Raw genomic sequence first — 16,818 nt, forward strand, 5'->3', positions numbered from 1 at the left:
GCGGGATCAGCCGCGTCGTGGGACCACGTTCGGGAAGGTTGCTGGCATTCGGAACATCTGCACCTCCCTGAAGTGAACGGTTGAAAGGACGCCGAAAAGACGTGAAGGGATTTTATCAGCAGTGCCGGACTCGCCGCAACGTCTGACGAATGCGGCGTTGCCGCGTCGATACGGTTAGTATTCGGGGTTTAGGCCCTTTTAATGCGTGTTCCGCGGTGCGGTGCCGCACGGGTCGGCGGGCGGCATCGATTACACTTGGCCGTTGCGCGCCGGCCGCTGCGGCCCCGCGGATTCACCCCGACACATTCCTGAGGAAACGATGAGCGACGTTCAGCAAGGCATCCTGGCTCCGATCGACACGGCGGCCCGATACCTCACTTTCACGATTTCGAACAACGCCGATGTGGCAGCGGCGCTGACGGCATTGCGCGAGCTCGTCGACGGGCGCGATACGGTCGCCGGCTTCGGACAGGCGCTGGCCACGCACCTCGGGCGCCCGGTCCCGGGCCTCACCGAATACCCGGCGTTCGCGGTGAACGACCGCACGCTGCCGGTCACGCCGGCCGACGTCTGGGTCTGGCTGCGCGGCGACGATCGCGGCGAACTCGTGCTGCGCGCGCGGGCGATCGAGCGGGCGCTTGCGCCGGCGTTCGCGCTGCAGGACGCAGTCGACGGGTTCCGCTATTCGACCGATCGCGACCTGTCGGGTTACGAGGACGGCACCGAGAACCCGACCGGCGACGACGCGCTGGCCGCTGCGGTCGTCACGGGGCAGGGCGCGGGGCTCGACGGTTCGAGCTTCGTCGCGGTGCAGCAATGGCTGCACGACTTCGACCGGATGGAGCGCATTGCATCGGGCGACATGGATCACATCATCGGCCGCCGCCGCTCGGACAACGAGGAACTCGACGACGCACCCGAGTTCGCGCACGTGAAGCGCACCGCGCAGGAGAGCTTCGAGCCGGAGGCATTCATGCTGCGCCGTTCGTCGCCGTGGTCCGATGCCCGCCGCGCGGGACTCTACTTCGTCGCGTTCGGCTGTTCGTTCCGCGCGTTCGACGTGCAGATGCGCCGGATGAGCGGCGCGGACGACGGCATCGTCGACGGCCTGTTCCGCTTCACGCGACCGCTGACGGGCGCGTATTTCTGGTGCCCGCCGGTGAAGGACGGCAAGCTGGATCTGTCCGCGCTCGGGCTGTAAGCGCCGGACGGCATCCGCAAACGGGCGGGCCGCGCACGATGCGCGGCCCGCCCGTTTTGCTTGTCACGGATCGATCGCGTGCGGCGCCGCACGCCGCCGGTCAATTCAGCGTCGTTTCGATGCGCGTGCCGCGCTTGATGAACAGCGTCACCGGCGTCTTTTCGCAGATTTCCGCGAGCCGCTGGCGCTGCGCGTCGTCGAGCGGGCCGTCGAGCGTCACGACGCGCCGCACGTATTGCTGCCCTTCACGATCGGCATGCAGTTCGGTGCGCACGTCGATGCGCACGGCCGGCCACGTCTTGCGCTGCATGTACATGCGCAGCGTCGCCGCCGTGCATTGCGCGAGGCCGGCCAGCACGAACTCGAACGGCGCCGGCCCGAGGCCCTGTCCGCCTTCGCGCGGCGCTTCGTCGCCGGTCAGCGCGTGCGTGCCGGCCTGCAGCTGGACGACGTAGTCGGGCGCGTCGGCGGCGAGGGTGGCGGCAGCGTGGATGAGCGGCATGGCAAGTCTCCGGTAAGCGGGAAAGAGGCGGCCGCGACGACGCGCGGCGTGCGAGCCGTCAGCATACCGTCTCGACGGAAATCGCGGGCACCACGCACGTCGCGGGGGCGCGTCAGGGTCAGCCTGCTACGCCGACGTTCCGGCGCTCCTGCGCACGAGCGCCGCCACGCGCTCGCGCACCCACTGGTGCGCGCGGTCGGTCTCGCGCGACTCGTGCCAGTACGCGAGCAGCGGAAACGGCTTGAGCCGCAGCGGCAGCGGCTGCACGGCGATCGGCAGCATCGCCGCCATGCGCAGCGCATACGTGCGCGGCAGCGTGAGCAGCAGGTCGCCCGCCGCGACGATCTGGCAGGCGGCGAAGTAATGCTGGCAAACGAGCTGGATGTGGCGGAAGCGCCCGTCGTTGCCGAGCAGCACGTCGAGCGATTGCGGTTCGCCGAGCGACGACACCACAACATGACGCGCGGCGAAATAGTCGCCGCGCCGCAGCGGACCGCTCGCCAACGGATGGTCGTGCCGCATCGCGACGACGAGCGAATCGTCGAGCAGGTGCTCGGTCGCGATGCGCGGACCGGTCTGCACGCGTCGATCGACGACGAGATCGAGATTGCCCGACGCGAGTTCGCGTTCGATGTCGTGCACCGCGACGCGCCGGCTCACGAATCGCAGGCCCGGCGCTTCGCCGGCGAACGCGGCGACGATCTGCGGCAGCGCGATCGATTCGAGCACGTCGCGAATGCCGACGGCGATGCTCAGGTCGAGCGTCGCCGGGTCGAAGGCCGCCGGGTCGCGCGCGGTGCGTTGCAGGCCGGCGAGGTGAAGCTGTACGTCCGCGATGATCGCGCGCGTGCGCTCGGTCGGCACGACGCGGTTGCCCTGGCGGACGAACAGCGGGTCGTCGAAATGCGCGCGCAGCCGGTTGAGCGCATGCGTGACGGCCGGCTGCGTCAGGTGCAGCGCGCGGGCGGCCGCGCCGATGCCGCCGTGCACGTAGACGGCGTCGAGCACGCGGAACAGGTTCAGGTCGAGACGATGATCGGCGGGCACGGACGAAGTCGGCGTGGTGGACGGTGGAGCGATTCTAATGGATGCGCCAACAACGGAACGCGGGTGCGTGCATTAGCGGGACGATCGATGCCGTTCGATGCGTGTCGGTGACGATCGTCTCGATACGTGACGCGATGCATGCGCACGATGCGAGCCTGCCCGTCGGCATGCGTATTTCCGCGCGGCCCGGCCGTCGGCCGGCGACAGCCTGTAGAAATCCGCCATCATGCTGTCCCTGTCGGCCATTTCGTGCCAAAGACACGACCCGTTCGGCTAAGATGCCGTCGCTTCATATTTCGAGATAGCCGTCCTGTCGCACGCGTTCAAACCAAATATAAGCCTGACAGTTCGACGGTATTAAAAGAAGTCGAAACAGTCCGGGGGCTTGGCAGTGGAAGCAGCAGATCAGAGGTGGGTCGTAATCTATTTGAGTACGGGGTTTTCCTTGGCCCAGGCCGCGCGTCTCGGCGAGGCCTTCAACCTGGCGAATCGCCTGCACGCGTTCAGTGCGGATTACCAGCTGAAGTACGTATCCGAAAGCGGGGGATTGCTGCAGTCGTCGTCCGGCGTGCAGATCGCCGCCGATCCGCTCGGCGACGAGCACGGCGAGCGTGCGCTCGCGTTCTTTCATCTTCATGGTGAGCGCGCATCGGTCAACTGGACCGATGCATTGCGGCGTCGCCTGAGCGACATTCGCCGGCATGCGCGATGGATCGTCGATGCGATGGACCTGTCGACGCTCGCGGCGTCGCAGCGACAGGCCGACGCCGGACACGCGCAGACGGATCGCGCGCGCCGTGCGACGGCCACGATCGAACTGCAGGCCGGCGAGACCGACGTGTTCGCGGCCGTGCTCGACATGTTCCGCGCCGATCTCGGCGACAGCGCCGCGCAGGAGATCGCCAGCAACCTGATGCGGCCGGTCGAGCAGCGCTATGCGCAGTCGATGTGGGCGTTTCGCGAACTGAGCGCGAGCCCGTCGATCCGGATGTCGGTGCAGCGGCTGCGTGCGCAGAGCGCGAACCGCATTTCGATCGCGGAAGTCGCGCAGACGGCCGCGATGAGCGAGCGCAATTTCCTGCGGCGTTTCAAGAAGGAAATCGGCGTGACGCCGACCGAGTTCGTGCAGCACGTGCGGCTCGAGCGCGCCTGTCACATGCTGATTCACACGACGCTGCCGGCCGACAAGGTTGCGCGGCGCACGGGCTTCGGCAGCGGCGAGCGTCTGGCGAAGCTGTTTCGCCAGCGCCTCCTGGTGTCGCCGACCGAATATCGCGTCGCCGAGCGCGAGCGGATCCTGACGAACGGCGCCGGGGCGCCGGACCCGCAGGCCGAACTGCAGCCCGCGCCGCGGCTCGCGAAAGCCGACGGCGAGCGGGCAAGCCGGAGCGTGCGCGCCGACGCGCGGGAGAAAGCGGGGCGGATGACCGTAAAATCACCGTGTCGCGATCACGATCCCCGGTTTCCATGCCCTTGCTCCCCACTACCGCCACAGCCCCCTTCTGCCCGTCGGAAGTAAAGGGCAGTATCACGATCGACGCCGGCGCGTCGCGCTGGATGAAGCTCAAGCGCTTCTTCGGCCCGGGCCTGCTGGTGGCGATTGGCTATATGGATCCCGGCAACTGGGCGACCGACATCCAGGCCGGTTCGCAGTTCGGCTATTCGCTGCTGTGGGTCGTCGCGTTCTCGAGCCTCGCCGCGATCTTCCTGCAGATGCTCGCCGCGCGGCTCGGCCTCGTTGCGGGCATGGATCTCGCGCAGGCCAGCTACGACCGCTATGGCCGCTTCGGCCGCATCGTGCAGTGGGTGACCGCCGAGGTGTCGATCATCGCGTGCGACATCGCCGAAGTGCTCGGCTGCGCGCTCGCGTTCAAGCTGCTGCTCGGCGTGCCGCTCGCATGGGGGATCGTGCTGACCGCGCTCGACACGCTGATCGTCCTCGGGCTGCAGGGCAAGGGCGTCCGGCAGATCGAGGCGATCGTGCTCGGCCTGATCGCGACGATGGCATTCTGCTTCGTCGCGCAGGTCGCGATCACGCCGCCCGACTGGCATGCGGTCGCGAAGGGGCTCGTGCCGGGCGATCCGGGCCACGACCGCAAGGACGCGATCGTGCTCGCGCTCGGCATCGTCGGCGCGACGATCATGCCGCACAACCTGTATCTGCATTCGTCGGTCGTGCAGACGCGCCATGTCGTCGGCGGCGCACGCGGCCTGGTCCGCGACACGCTCGCGCTGGTGCGCATCGATACCTGCGTGTCGCTGTTCGTCGCGATGCTCGTCAATGCGGCGATCCTGGTCGTGGCCGGCGCGGCGTTCCATGCGACCGGCCAGCACGACGTGACCGACATCGAACAGGCGTACCGGCTGATCACGCCGATCGCGGGCGGCGCGGCCGCGCTGCTGTTCGGCATCGCGCTGCTCGCGTCGGGGCAAAGCTCGACGCTGACCGGCACGATCGCCGGGCAGGTGATCATGGACGGCTTCCTGCATACCAGGATCCCGTGCTACCAGCGTCGGCTGATCACGCGCGGGCTCGCGCTGGTGCCCGCGCTGATCGGCGTGCTGTGGCTCGGCGACGGCTCGGTCGGGCAACTGCTGGTGTGGAGCCAGGTGCTGCTGAGCCTGCAGCTGCCGTTCGCGATGTGGCCGCTGATCCGCTCGGTCAGCGATCGCAACACGATGGGCGAGCACGCGATCGGCCGCCGGATGCAGGTCGTCGCGTGGGCGCTGTTCGTCGTCATCACCGGCACGAACCTGCTGCTGATCACGGGTGTCGCGGGCTGATACAGCCTGTCACAGGCTGAAACCGGCGCGCGGCGCGCGTGGGGTAAACTGCGCCTTTTGCCAGCCGTTCGACGTTCGTTATGTGGAGTGAAATCAGCAACATCGGCGACGCCGCGCTGACCCTGCCGGTCGCGCTGACCTGCGCGGTCTGGCTCGCGTTGTCCAACTGGCGGCTTGCGGTGCGCTGGATCGTGCTGCTCGCGGCCGGCATGAGCCTGGTCGGGGCGACCAAGATCCTCTATGCGGGCTGCGGTGTCGAGATCCCGCAGTTCGATTTCCGCGTGATCAGCGGCCATACGATGCTGTCGACGTCCGTGTGGACCGTCGCGCTGTCGATGCTGTGGCAGGCGTTTCGTCCGGGCAAGGTGCCGGGCATGGCCGCCGGCCTCGCCGTCGGCGCGGTGACGGCCATCGCGCGCGTGTTCGACCATTCGCACACGATGCCCGAAGTCGTCGTCGGCTGGCTGCTCGGCGCGCTGGTCGCGCTGGTGTTCCTGCGTGCCTACGACCGGGCGCGCCAGCGCGCGTTCTCGCCGCGCATCGCGGCCGTCTGCCTGCTCCTCGTGTCCGGCATCGCGTACGGACATCGCGCACCGTTCCAGCAGATGATCGACACGCATTCCCCGCAGTTCTGCGCGTTCATGCGCGGGTCCGGCGACGGGTTCTGACGGCTGTTCGTTGCGGGGCAGCGGTGCCCCGTCGTGTCGGATGCGGTCGTCGCCACGGCGGCTGCCCTCGCGTCTCATCCCATTCGTTCCCCGTCAGTGTCAAAAGCCGGCGTCCGGCCTTCATTGAGCGTGTATTCGCGGTGATCCGGCGCGCCGCACAGGCACGTCCCGCCGCCCGCGGATACGCGAGTCATGAGCCGCGTCTATGGCTGGGCATTACGAATATTCATTTCATCGATTGGCGGCAATCGCGTACGCTGGCGTTCGATCGATCGGGGCCGGCAGCGGCGGCCTGCCGGATTTGTCCGGCACGATGCGGCCGGCTCGCTATACTCGCGCAAACCGCGCGGCCGTCGGCCGGCGCACGGCAACGGCCGTCGCGGCACCGGTCCGCCACGACGATTCACGATAGGAGCAGGTTCCATGACAGTCGTTTCCTCGCGCCTCGCAGGCAAGTGCGCGTACATCACGGGCGCCGCCGGCGGCCTCGGCCGCGCGATCGCGCGGCGGATGGTCGAGCAGGGCGCGCGCGTGTTCCTGACCGACATCGCCGACGCGGCGGTGCTCGACGCGTTCGCGCACGAACTCAATGCGGGGCACGCGGCGCCGGTCGCGTTCGCGGCCACGCAGGACGTGCGCGACGAGGCGCGCTGGCAGGCGCTGCTCGCGCAGGCGAACGAAGCGATGGGCGGGCTGTCGGTGCTCGTCAACAATGCGGGCGTCGGGTCGATGGGCGCGCCCGCGCAGATCGAGCTCGACGAGTGGCGGCGCGTGATGGCGATCAACGTCGAGAGCATCGTGCTCGGCTGCAAGCATGCGCTGCCCTACCTCGGCGCGAGCCGCCCGGCATCGATCATCAACATCTCGTCGGTGGCCGCGTTCAAGGTCGAGCCGGATTTCACCGCGTACAACGCGTCGAAGGCCGCGGTCGCGTCGCTGACGAAGTCGGTCGCGATCGACTGCGCGCGCCGTGAACTCGACGTGCGCTGCAACTCGATTCACCCGGCGTTCATCCGCACGGGAATCGTCGAGCCGCTGTTCCAGTCGCTCGGCGAACGCGATGCGACGCGCAAGCTCGCGCGCGGCATTCCGCTGCGCCGGCTCGGCGATCCGGACGACGTCGCGCATGCGGCCGTCTATCTGGCATCCGACGAAAGCCGTTTCGTGACGGCCGCCGAACTCGTGATCGACGGCGGCATGTGCGCGGTCTGACGCGCATCGAGAACAACAACCGGAGGAGAACATCGTGTCGACACCCGTGAACCGCCAGCTGCTGCTGAAGACGCGCCCGGAAGGGCGGGTCGGCCGCGAACACTTTTCGCTCGTCGAAACGCCCGTGCCGGCGCTTGCCGACGGCGACGTGCTCGTGCGCGTGCTGTATCTGTCGATGGACCCGACCAACCGCGTGTGGATGAGCGACGTGCCGCAATACCTGCCGCCCGTCGCGATCGGCGAAGTGATGCGCGCGCTCGGCATCGGACGCGTGGTCGCGTCGCGCCATCCGGGTTTCGCGGAAGGCGATCTCGTGCAGGGGCTGATCGGCTGGCAGGACTATGCGGTCGTGCCGGCCGACCAGGCCGCGCAGCTCGTGAAGCTGCCCGCGCAGTCGGGCCTGCCGCTGCCGACGCTGCTCGGCGCGTGCGGGATGAGCGGCCTGACCGCGTACTACGGGCTGACCGACATCGCGCCGGTGCAGCCCGGCGAGACGCTCGTCGTGTCGGCGGCGGCCGGGTCGGTCGGCTCGATCGCCGGCCAGATCGGCAAGATCCACGGCGCGCGCGTGGTGGGTATCGCGGGTGGCGCGGACAAGTGCCGCTACCTGACCGAGACGCTCGGCTTCGACGCGGCCGTCGATTACAAGGCCGACGATTTCCGTCAGCAGCTGAAGGCGGCGACGCCGGACGGCGTGCACGTGAATTTCGAGAACGTCGGCGGCGAGGTGATGCGCGCGGTGCTGTCGCGGATGGTGATCGGCGGGCGCGTCGCGCTGTGCGGCGTGATCTCGAACTACAACAGCGGCCGCGCGGCGGACGACGTCGGCGTGCTGATCTCGAAGCGCATCACGATGCGCGGCTTCCTGATCCTCGACTATCGCAAGAGCCGCGAGGCGGTGCAGACGCTCGCCGGATGGCTGCGCGACGGCCGGCTCAAGGCCGAGGAAACCGTCGCCGACGGGCTCGAAAACGCCCCCGACGTGCTGAATCGTCTGTTCGACGGCGACCATCGCGGCAAGCTCGTGCTGCGTGTCGATCCGGACGCATGAGCCGCGGCGCTCATGCGCCTTGAGTCCGAATAGTCCGGCATCAATTTAGGACTTGTCCCATATATTGTTCCGGCCGCTCTCCTTAAAGTAATTGCCAGCAAACGGCGGCGTGACATGCGCGTCACGCCGCCGTTTTTATTTTGCGCGGCGAGCAGGGAGGCGAAACATGCAAACGAAGACGAGGCGGGCGGCACCGGCGGTGGTGCGCGATCGAACGAAGCGGCGCATCGGCGCGAGGCTGCGGATCGTCGCGACGGGGATCGGCATCGCGTGCGCGATGTCGGGCGCCGACGCGGCCGGGCACGCGAACGCGGACGGCATCGTGCGCTTCACCGGCGCGCTCGTCGATCTGTACGACGTGACATTCGACGCGCCGTCGATCGGGGCGTCGAGCAGTGCGAGCGCGGCGACGCTCCGGTTCGATGCGCATGGCCGGCGCTTGCCCGGCGCGCATGTGGCGCTCGTGGGGCTGGACGGCCAGCCGCTGTCGCGGTCCGCGGGAGCGGAGGTTCGGGCGACCTGGCGCGATGCGCGCGACGATCGGATCGTGCGGCTGGAATCGGGGCGCGCACATCGTGTCGGCCCGTATGGCGGCGTGATGACGGTCGCGGGGCCGGACATGGAAACGGGCGCCGTGGCGCCCGTCGTGATCAGGATTCGTCATCCGTGACGCGTTGCGTCATTCCCCTTGTTCGGCGCGCGCGTAGATGTCCCAGCTCGCCATGAACAGCGCGGCGACGAGCGGCCCGATCACGAAGCCGTTGATGCCGAACAGCGCCATCCCGCCGAGCGTCGAGATCAGCACGACCCAGTCGGGCATCTTCGTGTCCTTGCCGACGAGGATCGGGCGCAGCAGGTTGTCGACGAGGCCGATCACGCCGACGCAGAACGCGACGAGGATCACGCATTTCCAGATCGCGCCGATCGCGAGGAAGTAGAGCGCGGCGGGCACCCATACGAGGCTCGCGCCGATCGCCGGCAAGAGCGACAGGAACGCCATCAGCGCGCCCCACAGCACGACGCCCTCGATCCCGAGGATCCAGAAGATCAGGCCGCCGAGCGCGCCCTGCACGAGTGCGACCGCGATGTTGCCCTTCACGGTCGCGCGGACCACCGTCGTGAACTTCGCGAGCAGCAGGTTCTTGTGCTCTTCGTCGAGCGGCATCGCGCGGCGCACGCGGCGGCCGATCTCGCCGCCGTCGCGCAGCAGGAAGAACACCATGTACAGCATCACGCCGAAGCTGACGACGAACTGGAACGTGTTCTGGCCGATGCTGAGCGCCTGGGCCGCCGCGAACTGGCTGATCTGCGCGGCGCCGTCGGTCAGCTTCTTCTGGATGCCGGGGATGTTGGTCAGCCCGTATTTCTGCAGCAGGTTCTGGATCGACGTCGGCAGCGCATGAATGATGTCATGGAAGTACTGCGAATAATTCGGCTGTGCGCTCTTCAGTTCCTGGTACACGTACGCGATTTCCTGCACGAGCGTCGCCGTGACGAACACGAGCGGCAGGATCACGATCAGGATGATCAGCGACATCGTCACGAGCGCGGCCAGGTTGCGCCGCTTGCCGAAGCGCGCGGCGAGCCAGCGCTGCACCGGCTGGAACAGGATCGCGAGAATGGTGCCCCAGAAGACGGCGCCGGAGAACGGCGCGAGTATCCAGCACAGTCCGACGGTGACCGCGAACAGCAGGAAATAGAAGAATTTTTGGTGATCGTGTCCGCTATCCATGGATGGTTCGCGCAGATTGATGCCTGGTTTGATTGAATTTCGTTGCCTCGGGCGCGATCGGCTCGCGAACGTCACGGATGTCGCGGCGACGTGCGCAGCAGGGCGGCCCGATCGGCAGTATGCCCGCAAAGGTGCCGCCATCATAGCCGCTGCGCGCGGCGCATGCGAAAACGCCGCGGCCGGGGCCGCGGCGTTGCCGGCAAGCGACCCGGCCCGGGGGCCGGGTCGTCTCGTCAGATGTTGAGCCGGGTGACCTTGGTGCCGTTCACCGACAGGTCGCCCATCAGGCCCGCGTTGGTCAGCACCAGCACCTCGACCGGTGCGGTGGCCGTGTTGGAGTCGACCGCGCCGTTCGCGCCGACCTTCACGACCGCGACCGACGCGTCCGCTCCGGCGGCCCAGCCTTCGGACTTGCGGAACGAGTCGAGCGCGTCCTGCGTCATGAACAGGAACACGATCGCCTTCGATTGCGCACCGGCCTGCAGGCCGACCGACAGCGACGACGTGTTGTAGTAGCCGACGGTGCTGCCGCCGACGCGCAGCGCGCCGTTGCCGGACTGGCCGCCGACGATGAAGCCGGCCTGCAGCACGTTCGGGAACACGAGCACGCCGCGCGATTTCGCGACGAGTTCACGCGAACCCGGCACCGTCGAATAGAGGCGCGACAGGGTGGCGTTCACGCTCGCGTCGATCGACTGGCGTTTCGACGCGCTGGCCGCTGCGGTGTCGGGCTTGTCAGGCGTGGTGGTGCAACCGGCAAGTGCGAGACTGCCGAGCATGACCGCGGCGGCGGCTTTCAGGGCGAGGGACTTCTGCATGGCGATTCTCCTTCGTTGTCGGATTGAGGACGGTCGGGGCGGTCGCCCCGTTCAACGGCGGGAAAGGAGCAGGCCGGCGACGAACGCGAGGCCCGCGACGACACCAGCGGTCTGCCACGGATTGTCGTGCACGGCTTGCGACACGCGTTCGGCTGAATCGCGCAGCCGGGCGGCCGCGGTGCCCGACGCATGGTCGAGCGTGCTGCGCGCTTCGTCGAGCCGCGACTGCACGCGCTTGCGCAGCGCGGCGATATCGCCGTCGCCGTCGTTCTTCAGCAGGTCTTCCAGTTCATCGACCAGCCCGCGCAGATCGTCGGTCACGTCCGCATGCAGGTCGCGGGCGGCCGAGCGCGCCGTGCGTCCCACGCGCCGGCCGGTGCGACGGATGTCGGACAGGCCGCGGTCCAGCTTGTGTTCGATCGAGTCGGTGAGCGCCATGGTGTTTATCCTCCTTCGATTTGATTTGCAGGCCAGATTTGCAGGCCAATTTGAAGATAAGACGAATCCCTGCAACCAGTGTGATTCACATCAGCCAATTGAGTTTCGAGACAAATTTTCAATTCGTCGGCAAGTTTCCCGGGAAGCCCCGCGCGATGGGGCGGGGCGGCGTTTGAAAAAATTTCGCGCGGCGGGCGAAGCGACGTCGCGCGCCATTGCGTGGCGTGAAGGTCCGGTAAATATGGCTTCGCCCGGTGCGTCAGGTAAATAGTGCCGTTGCACGCGTCGTGCCGATGCAATTGCACTGATCGCCATTGCTTCTTCGAGCAGGGTTTGTGCCCGCGGCGGCTCAGGTGGCGGCTTCGTCCAGCGCGAGGTCGATGACGACGGGATCGTGATCCGACGAGCGGTATGCATCGGGTGCGTAATAGGCGGCCCGTTGCGCCGGGGTCTTGTAATCGGGCACGGATTGCAGCGCGAGCGGTTCGTCGGCGTTGATGTGCCAGGCATGCACGGCCTTCACGCGGGCGGCGAGCGGTGACGTGGCGAGTGCGTGGTCGAGGTTGCCCGCTTCGCCGCGGAATACATAGCTGTAGCCGGCATGGCCGGCGAAGCGGGCGACGAGGTTCGCGTAGCCGCGCGATTCGAGCGCGCGCAGCGGGTCTTCCTTCGCGTAGCTGTTCAGGTCGCCGATCAGCAGCACGCCGTCGGCCGCGGCGCCGGTCGGCGACGTGGCGAGCCACCCGGCGACGCGTTCGGCCGCGCGCGTGCGTGTCGCGTTCCAGCAGCCCTGGCCGTCCGACTGGTCGAGATCGGGGCCGGTTGCCCGTGGGCAGTTCTTCGACTTCAGGTGATTGACCGCGACCGTGAACGCGCGGGCGCCGCCGATGCGACGGAACGTCCGCGCGAGCGGCGGGCGATTCCGGCCGTCGAGCGCGACGGTGGCGGCGCGCCCGACGGGTTCGACCGTCCGGCTGTCATACAGCAGCGCAACCGCGATCGCATCGCGGCCGAGTCGTGCAGTGCCGGGGTCGACCGCGCGCCAGCCGTCGCCGAGCCCTGCCGCGAGACGCTGCACGGCGCTCGCGGGGCCGTGGCCGTTGTTCGCGATTTCCATCAGGCCGATCACGTCGGCGCGCAGCGCACGCAGCGCGGCGACGATCTTCGCTTCCTGCCGGGCGAAGGCGGCGGGCGTCTTCGCGCCGCGGTTGGCCGGATCGTCGAAGCCGCCGCCCGTGCCGTCGCCGTTGAAATAGTTGAATACGTTGAACGACGCGACCCGCACATCGGCCTGCGGATGCCGCGCCGGCGCATCGGTCCGCGGGTTCGATGCGGCGTCGAAGACCGGCGGCGCGGCTGGCACGGGCTGCAGTCGCCACGTGCCGTAGCGCTTCTCGAGCACGCCTTCGACGCCGCGCACCGTGTAGCCCGCGCGCAGCGTGTTGGCGGCGCTCAGCGCAGGCGGCGGATAGCGGGCGGTCGCGGGGTTCACGCGGCTCGAACCGTCGTCGAGCACGATGCGGTTGCGGGCATTGGCCGCGGCCTGCGCAGCGGCTCGGGCCGGCGGGACCACGTGCGTCGGCATGTACAGGCGGCCGCGGCTGAGCACGATGCTGCCGTAGCGGCCGAGTTCGTAGGTATCGCTGACCGTCAGCGTTTGCGGAAAGCGCACCCGCATGCCTTCATGCGCGGCGAATACGGCCTCGCTGTCGACCGGCAGCACGAGCGCTGCCGGCGTGACGCTCTGCCCGCGCGCGCAGACGGCCACCTGGCCCGACAGCGCGAGTTGCGTCCGGCCGTACTTCTGCTCGATCCTGCCGGTGAGGTGCACGCGCTCGCCGGGACGGGCGCGCGCATGCGGCGCGTAGACGAACAGGCCTTCCGGGACGCCCGGCCGGTGGCGCCGCTGCGCGTCCGCCTGCTGGACGAAGAATCCGCCGAAGCCGTCGGCGCCGGCGAATGCCGCGGTGACGACCGCTTCGATCGACGCGGTGCGCCCGGCCAGCGGCGACCGGCCGCCGGGATCGCGGATGTCGGCGATCAGCGTGGTGGGGCCGCCGCAGCCCGCGCCGACCGGCAGCGCGGCGGTGGCGGGCGCAGCGGCAAGGACGAGCGTGGCGGCGAGCGCGAGCGGGGGCGGCAGGCGTGACATGGAGCGCTCCACAGGAAGAAAATTCGAAGGTTCGGGCAAGCATCTTGACGGCAAAATCGCGTGCTGAGATCGAATTGGCCATCAGGCCAGTGCCGAATGGCCAACGATGACGGCAGGGCCGGCCGGGGCTGCTAGGCTTCGCATCTGACGCGTGATCCCGGCCTGCGATCCGAACGCTCGCGCGCATGGCCCCCACAGGAGATTTCCATGTCCTACATGCTGTTGATTGTCGAACCGACCGGCCAGCGCGCCGAACGCACGCTCGAAGACGGGCAGGCGCTGTACGCGCGGATGGTCGATTTCGCCGAGACGCTGAAAGCGCGCGGCGTGCTGCGCGGCGTCGAGTCGCTGGAGCGCTCGGAGCGCGCGACGCGCGTGCAGGTGCGCGACGGCGAGACGCGCCTCGTCGACGGCCCGTTCGCCGAGGCGAAGGAAATGGTCGGCGGCTTCTTCATCGTCGACGTCGACACGCGCGACGAAGCGATCGAGATCGCGCGCCAGTGCCCGGCCGCGCAATGGTGCACGGTCGAAGTGCGCGCGGTCGGCCCGTGCTTCCTGTGACGGTCGCGCCTAGGTATTTACCCTGGTTCGTCGCGCGGCACGTCGATCCGGCCGTCTGCCGCCCGTCGTCCGGATAAGGCACCGATGAACGGGCGCCCCTTTCCACCCATGACAAGGAGTGAGCGATGCGATTCATGATCATGATCCGGGCAAACGCCGTCAGCGAATCTGACGCGTTGCCGGACAACCGGCTGGTCGAGGCGATGACGGTCTATCACGAGGAACTGACCAAGGCCGGCGTGCTGCTCGACGCGAACGGCCTGCGGCCGAGCGCGCGCGGCTGGCGCGTGCGTTACACCGGCGGCAAGGGCACGGTGGTCGACGGCCCGTTCGCGGAGACGAAGGAACTGATTGCCGGCTACACGCTGATCCAGGTGCGCTCGCGCGACGAGGCGCTGGAATGGACGCGCCGGTTTCCCGCGCCGTTCGGCGCGGAGATGGACTGCGAGATCGAGGTGCGTCCGCTGTTCGAACTCGACGACCTGACACCCAGCGAAGCGGTCGAGCGGTTTCGCGACCTCCACGTCGGCCGCACCCACGCCTGAATCCCCCGAATCCAATTTCATCGGAGCATCCGTCATGCACAAGATGGTTTTCATCAACCTGCCCGTGGCCGACCTGCCGCGCGCGAAGACGTTCTACCAGGCACTCGGTTTCGAGGTCGTACCGGCCTATACCAACGATCAGGCTGCCTGCATCAAGATCAGCGACACGATTTTCGCGATGCTGCTCGTGCGGCCGTTTTTCCAGACCTTCACCGGCAAGACCATCGTCGATCCGGCGACGCAGGTGCAGGTGCTGTCGTGCCTGTCGTGCGACAGCCGCGCCGAGGTCGACGCGATCGTCGCGAAGGCGCTCGCGGCCGGCGGGTCCGCGCCGCAAGCGCCGCGCGAGTATCCGAACATGTACGGCCACGGGTTCGACGATCCGGACGGCCACGCGTGGGAGCTGATGGCCATGCCGCTGGATGCGTCCGCCGAGGGGCAGGCGTCGTGACGCATGAGGCGACTCACCGTGCGATCGAAGCGGTCTGGCGGATCGAGGCGCCCAAGATCATCGCGCGCGCCGCGCGCGTGGTGCGCGACGTCGGCGTGGCGGAGGAACTCGCGCAGGACACGCTCGTCGCGGCGCTCGAGCACTGGCCCGTCGACGGCGTGCCCGACAACCCGGCCGCGTGGCTGATGACGGCCGTGCAGCGGCGCGCGCTCGACCGGGTCCGGCAGGAGTCGCTGCATGCGGCGAAGCGCGACCAGCTCGGGCATGAAATGGACGCGCTCGAAGCGCACGTTGTCCCCGACATCGCGGACGCGCTCGCCGACGCGCGCGACGACGACATCGGCGACGACCTGCTGCGGCTGATCTTCACGTCGTGCCATCCGGTGCTGTCGACCGATGCACGCGTCGCGCTGACGTTGCGGCTGCTCGGCGGGCTGACCACGAGCGAGATCGCGCGTGCGTTCCTGTCGCCCGAGCCGACGATCGCGCAGCGCATCGTGCGCGCGAAGCGCACGCTCGCGGCGGCGCGCGTGCCGTTCGAGGTGCCGGCCGCCGATGCGCGGCCCGCGCGGCTCGCGTCGGTGCTCGAAGTGATCTACCTGGTGTTCAACGAAGGCCACGCTGCCACGGCGGGCGACGACTGGACGCGCCCGGCGTTGTGCGACGAGGCGCTGCGTCTCGGCCGCGTGCTGGCCGGGCTCGTGCCGGACGAAAGCGAGGTGCTCGGGCTTGTCGCGCTGATGGAACTGCAGGCGTCGCGCATCCATGCGCGGACCGATGCGCAGGGGCAGCCCGTGCTGCTGCTCGACCAGGACCGCAGCCGCTGGGATCCGCTGCTGATCCGGCGCGGCCTCGCGGCGCTCGAGCGGGCGACGCAACTCGGCGGCGTGCTCGGCCCGTATGCGCTGCAGGCCGCGCTGGCGGCGTGCCATGCACGCGCGCGGCACGCGTCGGAGACGGACTGGGCGCAGATCGTCGCGCTGTACGACGCGCTTGCCGAGGTCGCGCCGTCGCCGGTCGTCGAGCTGAACCGCGCGGTGGCGGTGGGGATGGCGTTCGGGCCTGCCGCGGCGCTGGAAATCGTCGACGTGCTGCGCGACGATCCGGCGCTCGCGCGCTATCACTGGTTGCCGAGCGTGCGCGGCGACCTGCTCGCGAAGCTCGGCCGCGCCGACGAGGCGAAGGTCGAGTTCCGCCGCGCGGCGGAACTGACCCGCAACGAGCGCGAAAGGGAATTGCTGCTGAAGCGTGCGACGGATGCGTGACGCATGACGAGCGACGCCGGTGTGAATGCACCGGGCGTCGCATCGACCGCCGAGCGCCGAGCGCCGATCGCCGAGCGCCGAGCGCCGATCGCCGATCGCCGATCGCCGACCGCCGACCGCCGACCGCCGACCGCCGACCGCCGACCGCCGACCGCCGACCGCCAAACGCCAAACGCCAAACGCCAAACGCCAAACGCCAAACGCCACCCCAGCCACCACCCCGTCTCCCCCGTCAACCGTCCCCCATTCCCGCCTTCCACTATCACGCGGATTGAAAAAGCCTATTGGGGGATGCGAACGCCAGCGCCTAGATTAAAAGGCACGAAGCGTGCGCGTCCGGCATGCGCTTCGTTCCCCACATACATCATCGGCCCGGCTCCGCACCCGGCCG

Annotated in this window: 18 protein-coding genes; 12 read left to right on the forward strand and 6 right to left on the reverse strand. The window is 68.7% G+C overall.

Translation table 11 applies throughout. The features are described 5' to 3' along the window. The first annotated feature begins 319 nt into the window (after positions 1-319). The gene (locus U5771_RS02755) at positions 320-1,201 is read left to right on the forward strand and encodes a Dyp-type peroxidase (protein ID WP_322022543.1); all 882 of its coding nucleotides are present in this window, start codon (positions 320-322) and stop codon (positions 1,199-1,201) included. 100 nt (positions 1,202-1,301) lie between these two features. On the opposite strand, the gene U5771_RS02760 is transcribed toward U5771_RS02755, so the two are convergent. Continuing rightward, a complete protein-coding gene (locus U5771_RS02760) occupies positions 1,302-1,703 on the reverse strand; it encodes an OsmC family protein (RefSeq protein WP_059466564.1) in 402 nt (133 codons plus the stop codon). A gap of 126 nt (positions 1,704-1,829) precedes the next feature. Then, entirely contained in the window at positions 1,830-2,750 is a 921-nt protein-coding gene (locus U5771_RS02765; protein WP_322022544.1) for a LysR family transcriptional regulator, read from the reverse strand. 445 nt (positions 2,751-3,195) lie between these two features. Here U5771_RS02765 and U5771_RS02770 point away from each other — a divergent pair, with 445 nt between their 5' ends. From U5771_RS02770 to U5771_RS02795, 6 genes are all read left to right on the forward strand, one after another. After that, a complete protein-coding gene (locus tag U5771_RS02770; RefSeq protein ID WP_322022545.1) occupies positions 3,196-4,269 on the forward strand; it encodes a helix-turn-helix domain-containing protein in 1,074 nt (357 codons plus the stop codon). Then, complete coding sequence (locus U5771_RS02775) at positions 4,218-5,534, forward strand: Nramp family divalent metal transporter (RefSeq protein ID WP_322022546.1); 1,317 nt, start codon at positions 4,218-4,220, stop codon at positions 5,532-5,534. Before U5771_RS02770 ends, U5771_RS02775 begins: the two co-directional genes overlap by 52 nt. 80 nt (positions 5,535-5,614) lie before the next feature. Beyond that, positions 5,615-6,202, forward strand: a complete 588-nt coding sequence (locus tag U5771_RS02780; protein ID WP_322022547.1) for a phosphatase PAP2 family protein — start codon at positions 5,615-5,617, stop codon at positions 6,200-6,202. Between the two features lie 423 nt (positions 6,203-6,625). After that, positions 6,626-7,414 carry an SDR family oxidoreductase gene (locus U5771_RS02785; RefSeq protein ID WP_322022548.1) on the forward strand — a complete coding sequence of 263 codons (789 nt, stop codon included), beginning with the start codon at positions 6,626-6,628 and terminating at the stop codon, positions 7,412-7,414. 34 nt (positions 7,415-7,448) lie between these two features. Beyond that, complete coding sequence (locus tag U5771_RS02790) at positions 7,449-8,465, forward strand: NADP-dependent oxidoreductase (RefSeq protein ID WP_322022549.1); 1,017 nt, start codon at positions 7,449-7,451, stop codon at positions 8,463-8,465. A 166-nt stretch (positions 8,466-8,631) separates the two neighbouring features. Then, complete coding sequence (locus U5771_RS02795; RefSeq protein WP_322022550.1) at positions 8,632-9,135, forward strand: thioesterase; 504 nt, start codon at positions 8,632-8,634, stop codon at positions 9,133-9,135. 9 nt (positions 9,136-9,144) lie between these two features. Here the strand turns inward: U5771_RS02795 and U5771_RS02800 are convergent, their stop codons facing one another. The 3 genes from U5771_RS02800 to U5771_RS02810 form a co-directional block, all read right to left on the reverse strand. Continuing rightward, complete coding sequence (locus U5771_RS02800) at positions 9,145-10,197, reverse strand: AI-2E family transporter (RefSeq protein ID WP_322022551.1); 1,053 nt, start codon at positions 10,195-10,197, stop codon at positions 9,145-9,147. A 233-nt stretch (positions 10,198-10,430) separates the two neighbouring features. Next, positions 10,431-11,015, reverse strand: coding sequence for a YSC84-related protein (locus tag U5771_RS02805; protein WP_322022552.1), 585 nt, complete (start codon positions 11,013-11,015; stop codon positions 10,431-10,433). A gap of 51 nt (positions 11,016-11,066) precedes the next feature. Beyond that, the gene (locus U5771_RS02810; RefSeq protein WP_322022553.1) at positions 11,067-11,453 is read right to left on the reverse strand and encodes a DUF883 family protein; all 387 of its coding nucleotides are present in this window, start codon (positions 11,451-11,453) and stop codon (positions 11,067-11,069) included. On the opposite strand from U5771_RS02810, the gene U5771_RS02815 reads away from it, so the two are divergent. After that, on the forward strand, positions 11,452-11,724 hold the full coding sequence (locus U5771_RS02815; protein WP_322022554.1) for a hypothetical protein: 273 nt from the start codon (positions 11,452-11,454) through the stop codon (positions 11,722-11,724). The genes U5771_RS02810 and U5771_RS02815 overlap by 2 nt on opposite strands. 78 nt (positions 11,725-11,802) lie before the next feature. Here U5771_RS02815 and U5771_RS02820 read toward each other — a convergent pair whose 3' ends face one another. Continuing rightward, the gene (locus U5771_RS02820) at positions 11,803-13,605 is read right to left on the reverse strand and encodes an ExeM/NucH family extracellular endonuclease (RefSeq protein WP_322022555.1); all 1,803 of its coding nucleotides are present in this window, start codon (positions 13,603-13,605) and stop codon (positions 11,803-11,805) included. Positions 13,606-13,812: 207 nt separating this feature from the next. Between U5771_RS02820 and U5771_RS02825 the strand changes: the two genes are divergently transcribed. From U5771_RS02825 to U5771_RS02840, 4 genes are all read left to right on the forward strand, one after another. Further along, on the forward strand, positions 13,813-14,166 hold the full coding sequence (locus U5771_RS02825) for a YciI family protein (RefSeq protein ID WP_121858737.1): 354 nt from the start codon (positions 13,813-13,815) through the stop codon (positions 14,164-14,166). A gap of 125 nt (positions 14,167-14,291) precedes the next feature. Then, positions 14,292-14,711: a YciI family protein gene (locus U5771_RS02830; protein ID WP_322022556.1), complete on the forward strand. Its 420-nt coding sequence runs from the start codon at positions 14,292-14,294 to the stop codon at positions 14,709-14,711. Positions 14,712-14,745: 34 nt separating this feature from the next. After that, positions 14,746-15,162, forward strand: a complete 417-nt coding sequence (locus tag U5771_RS02835; RefSeq protein WP_322022557.1) for a glyoxalase/bleomycin resistance/extradiol dioxygenase family protein — start codon at positions 14,746-14,748, stop codon at positions 15,160-15,162. After that, a complete protein-coding gene (locus tag U5771_RS02840) occupies positions 15,159-16,427 on the forward strand; it encodes an RNA polymerase sigma factor (RefSeq protein ID WP_322022558.1) in 1,269 nt (422 codons plus the stop codon). Before U5771_RS02835 ends, U5771_RS02840 begins: the two co-directional genes overlap by 4 nt. Positions 16,428-16,818 lie beyond the last annotated feature (391 nt).

Source organism: Burkholderia sp. BCC1977, from assembly GCF_905339595.1.
Lineage (GTDB): Bacteria > Pseudomonadota > Gammaproteobacteria > Burkholderiales > Burkholderiaceae > Burkholderia.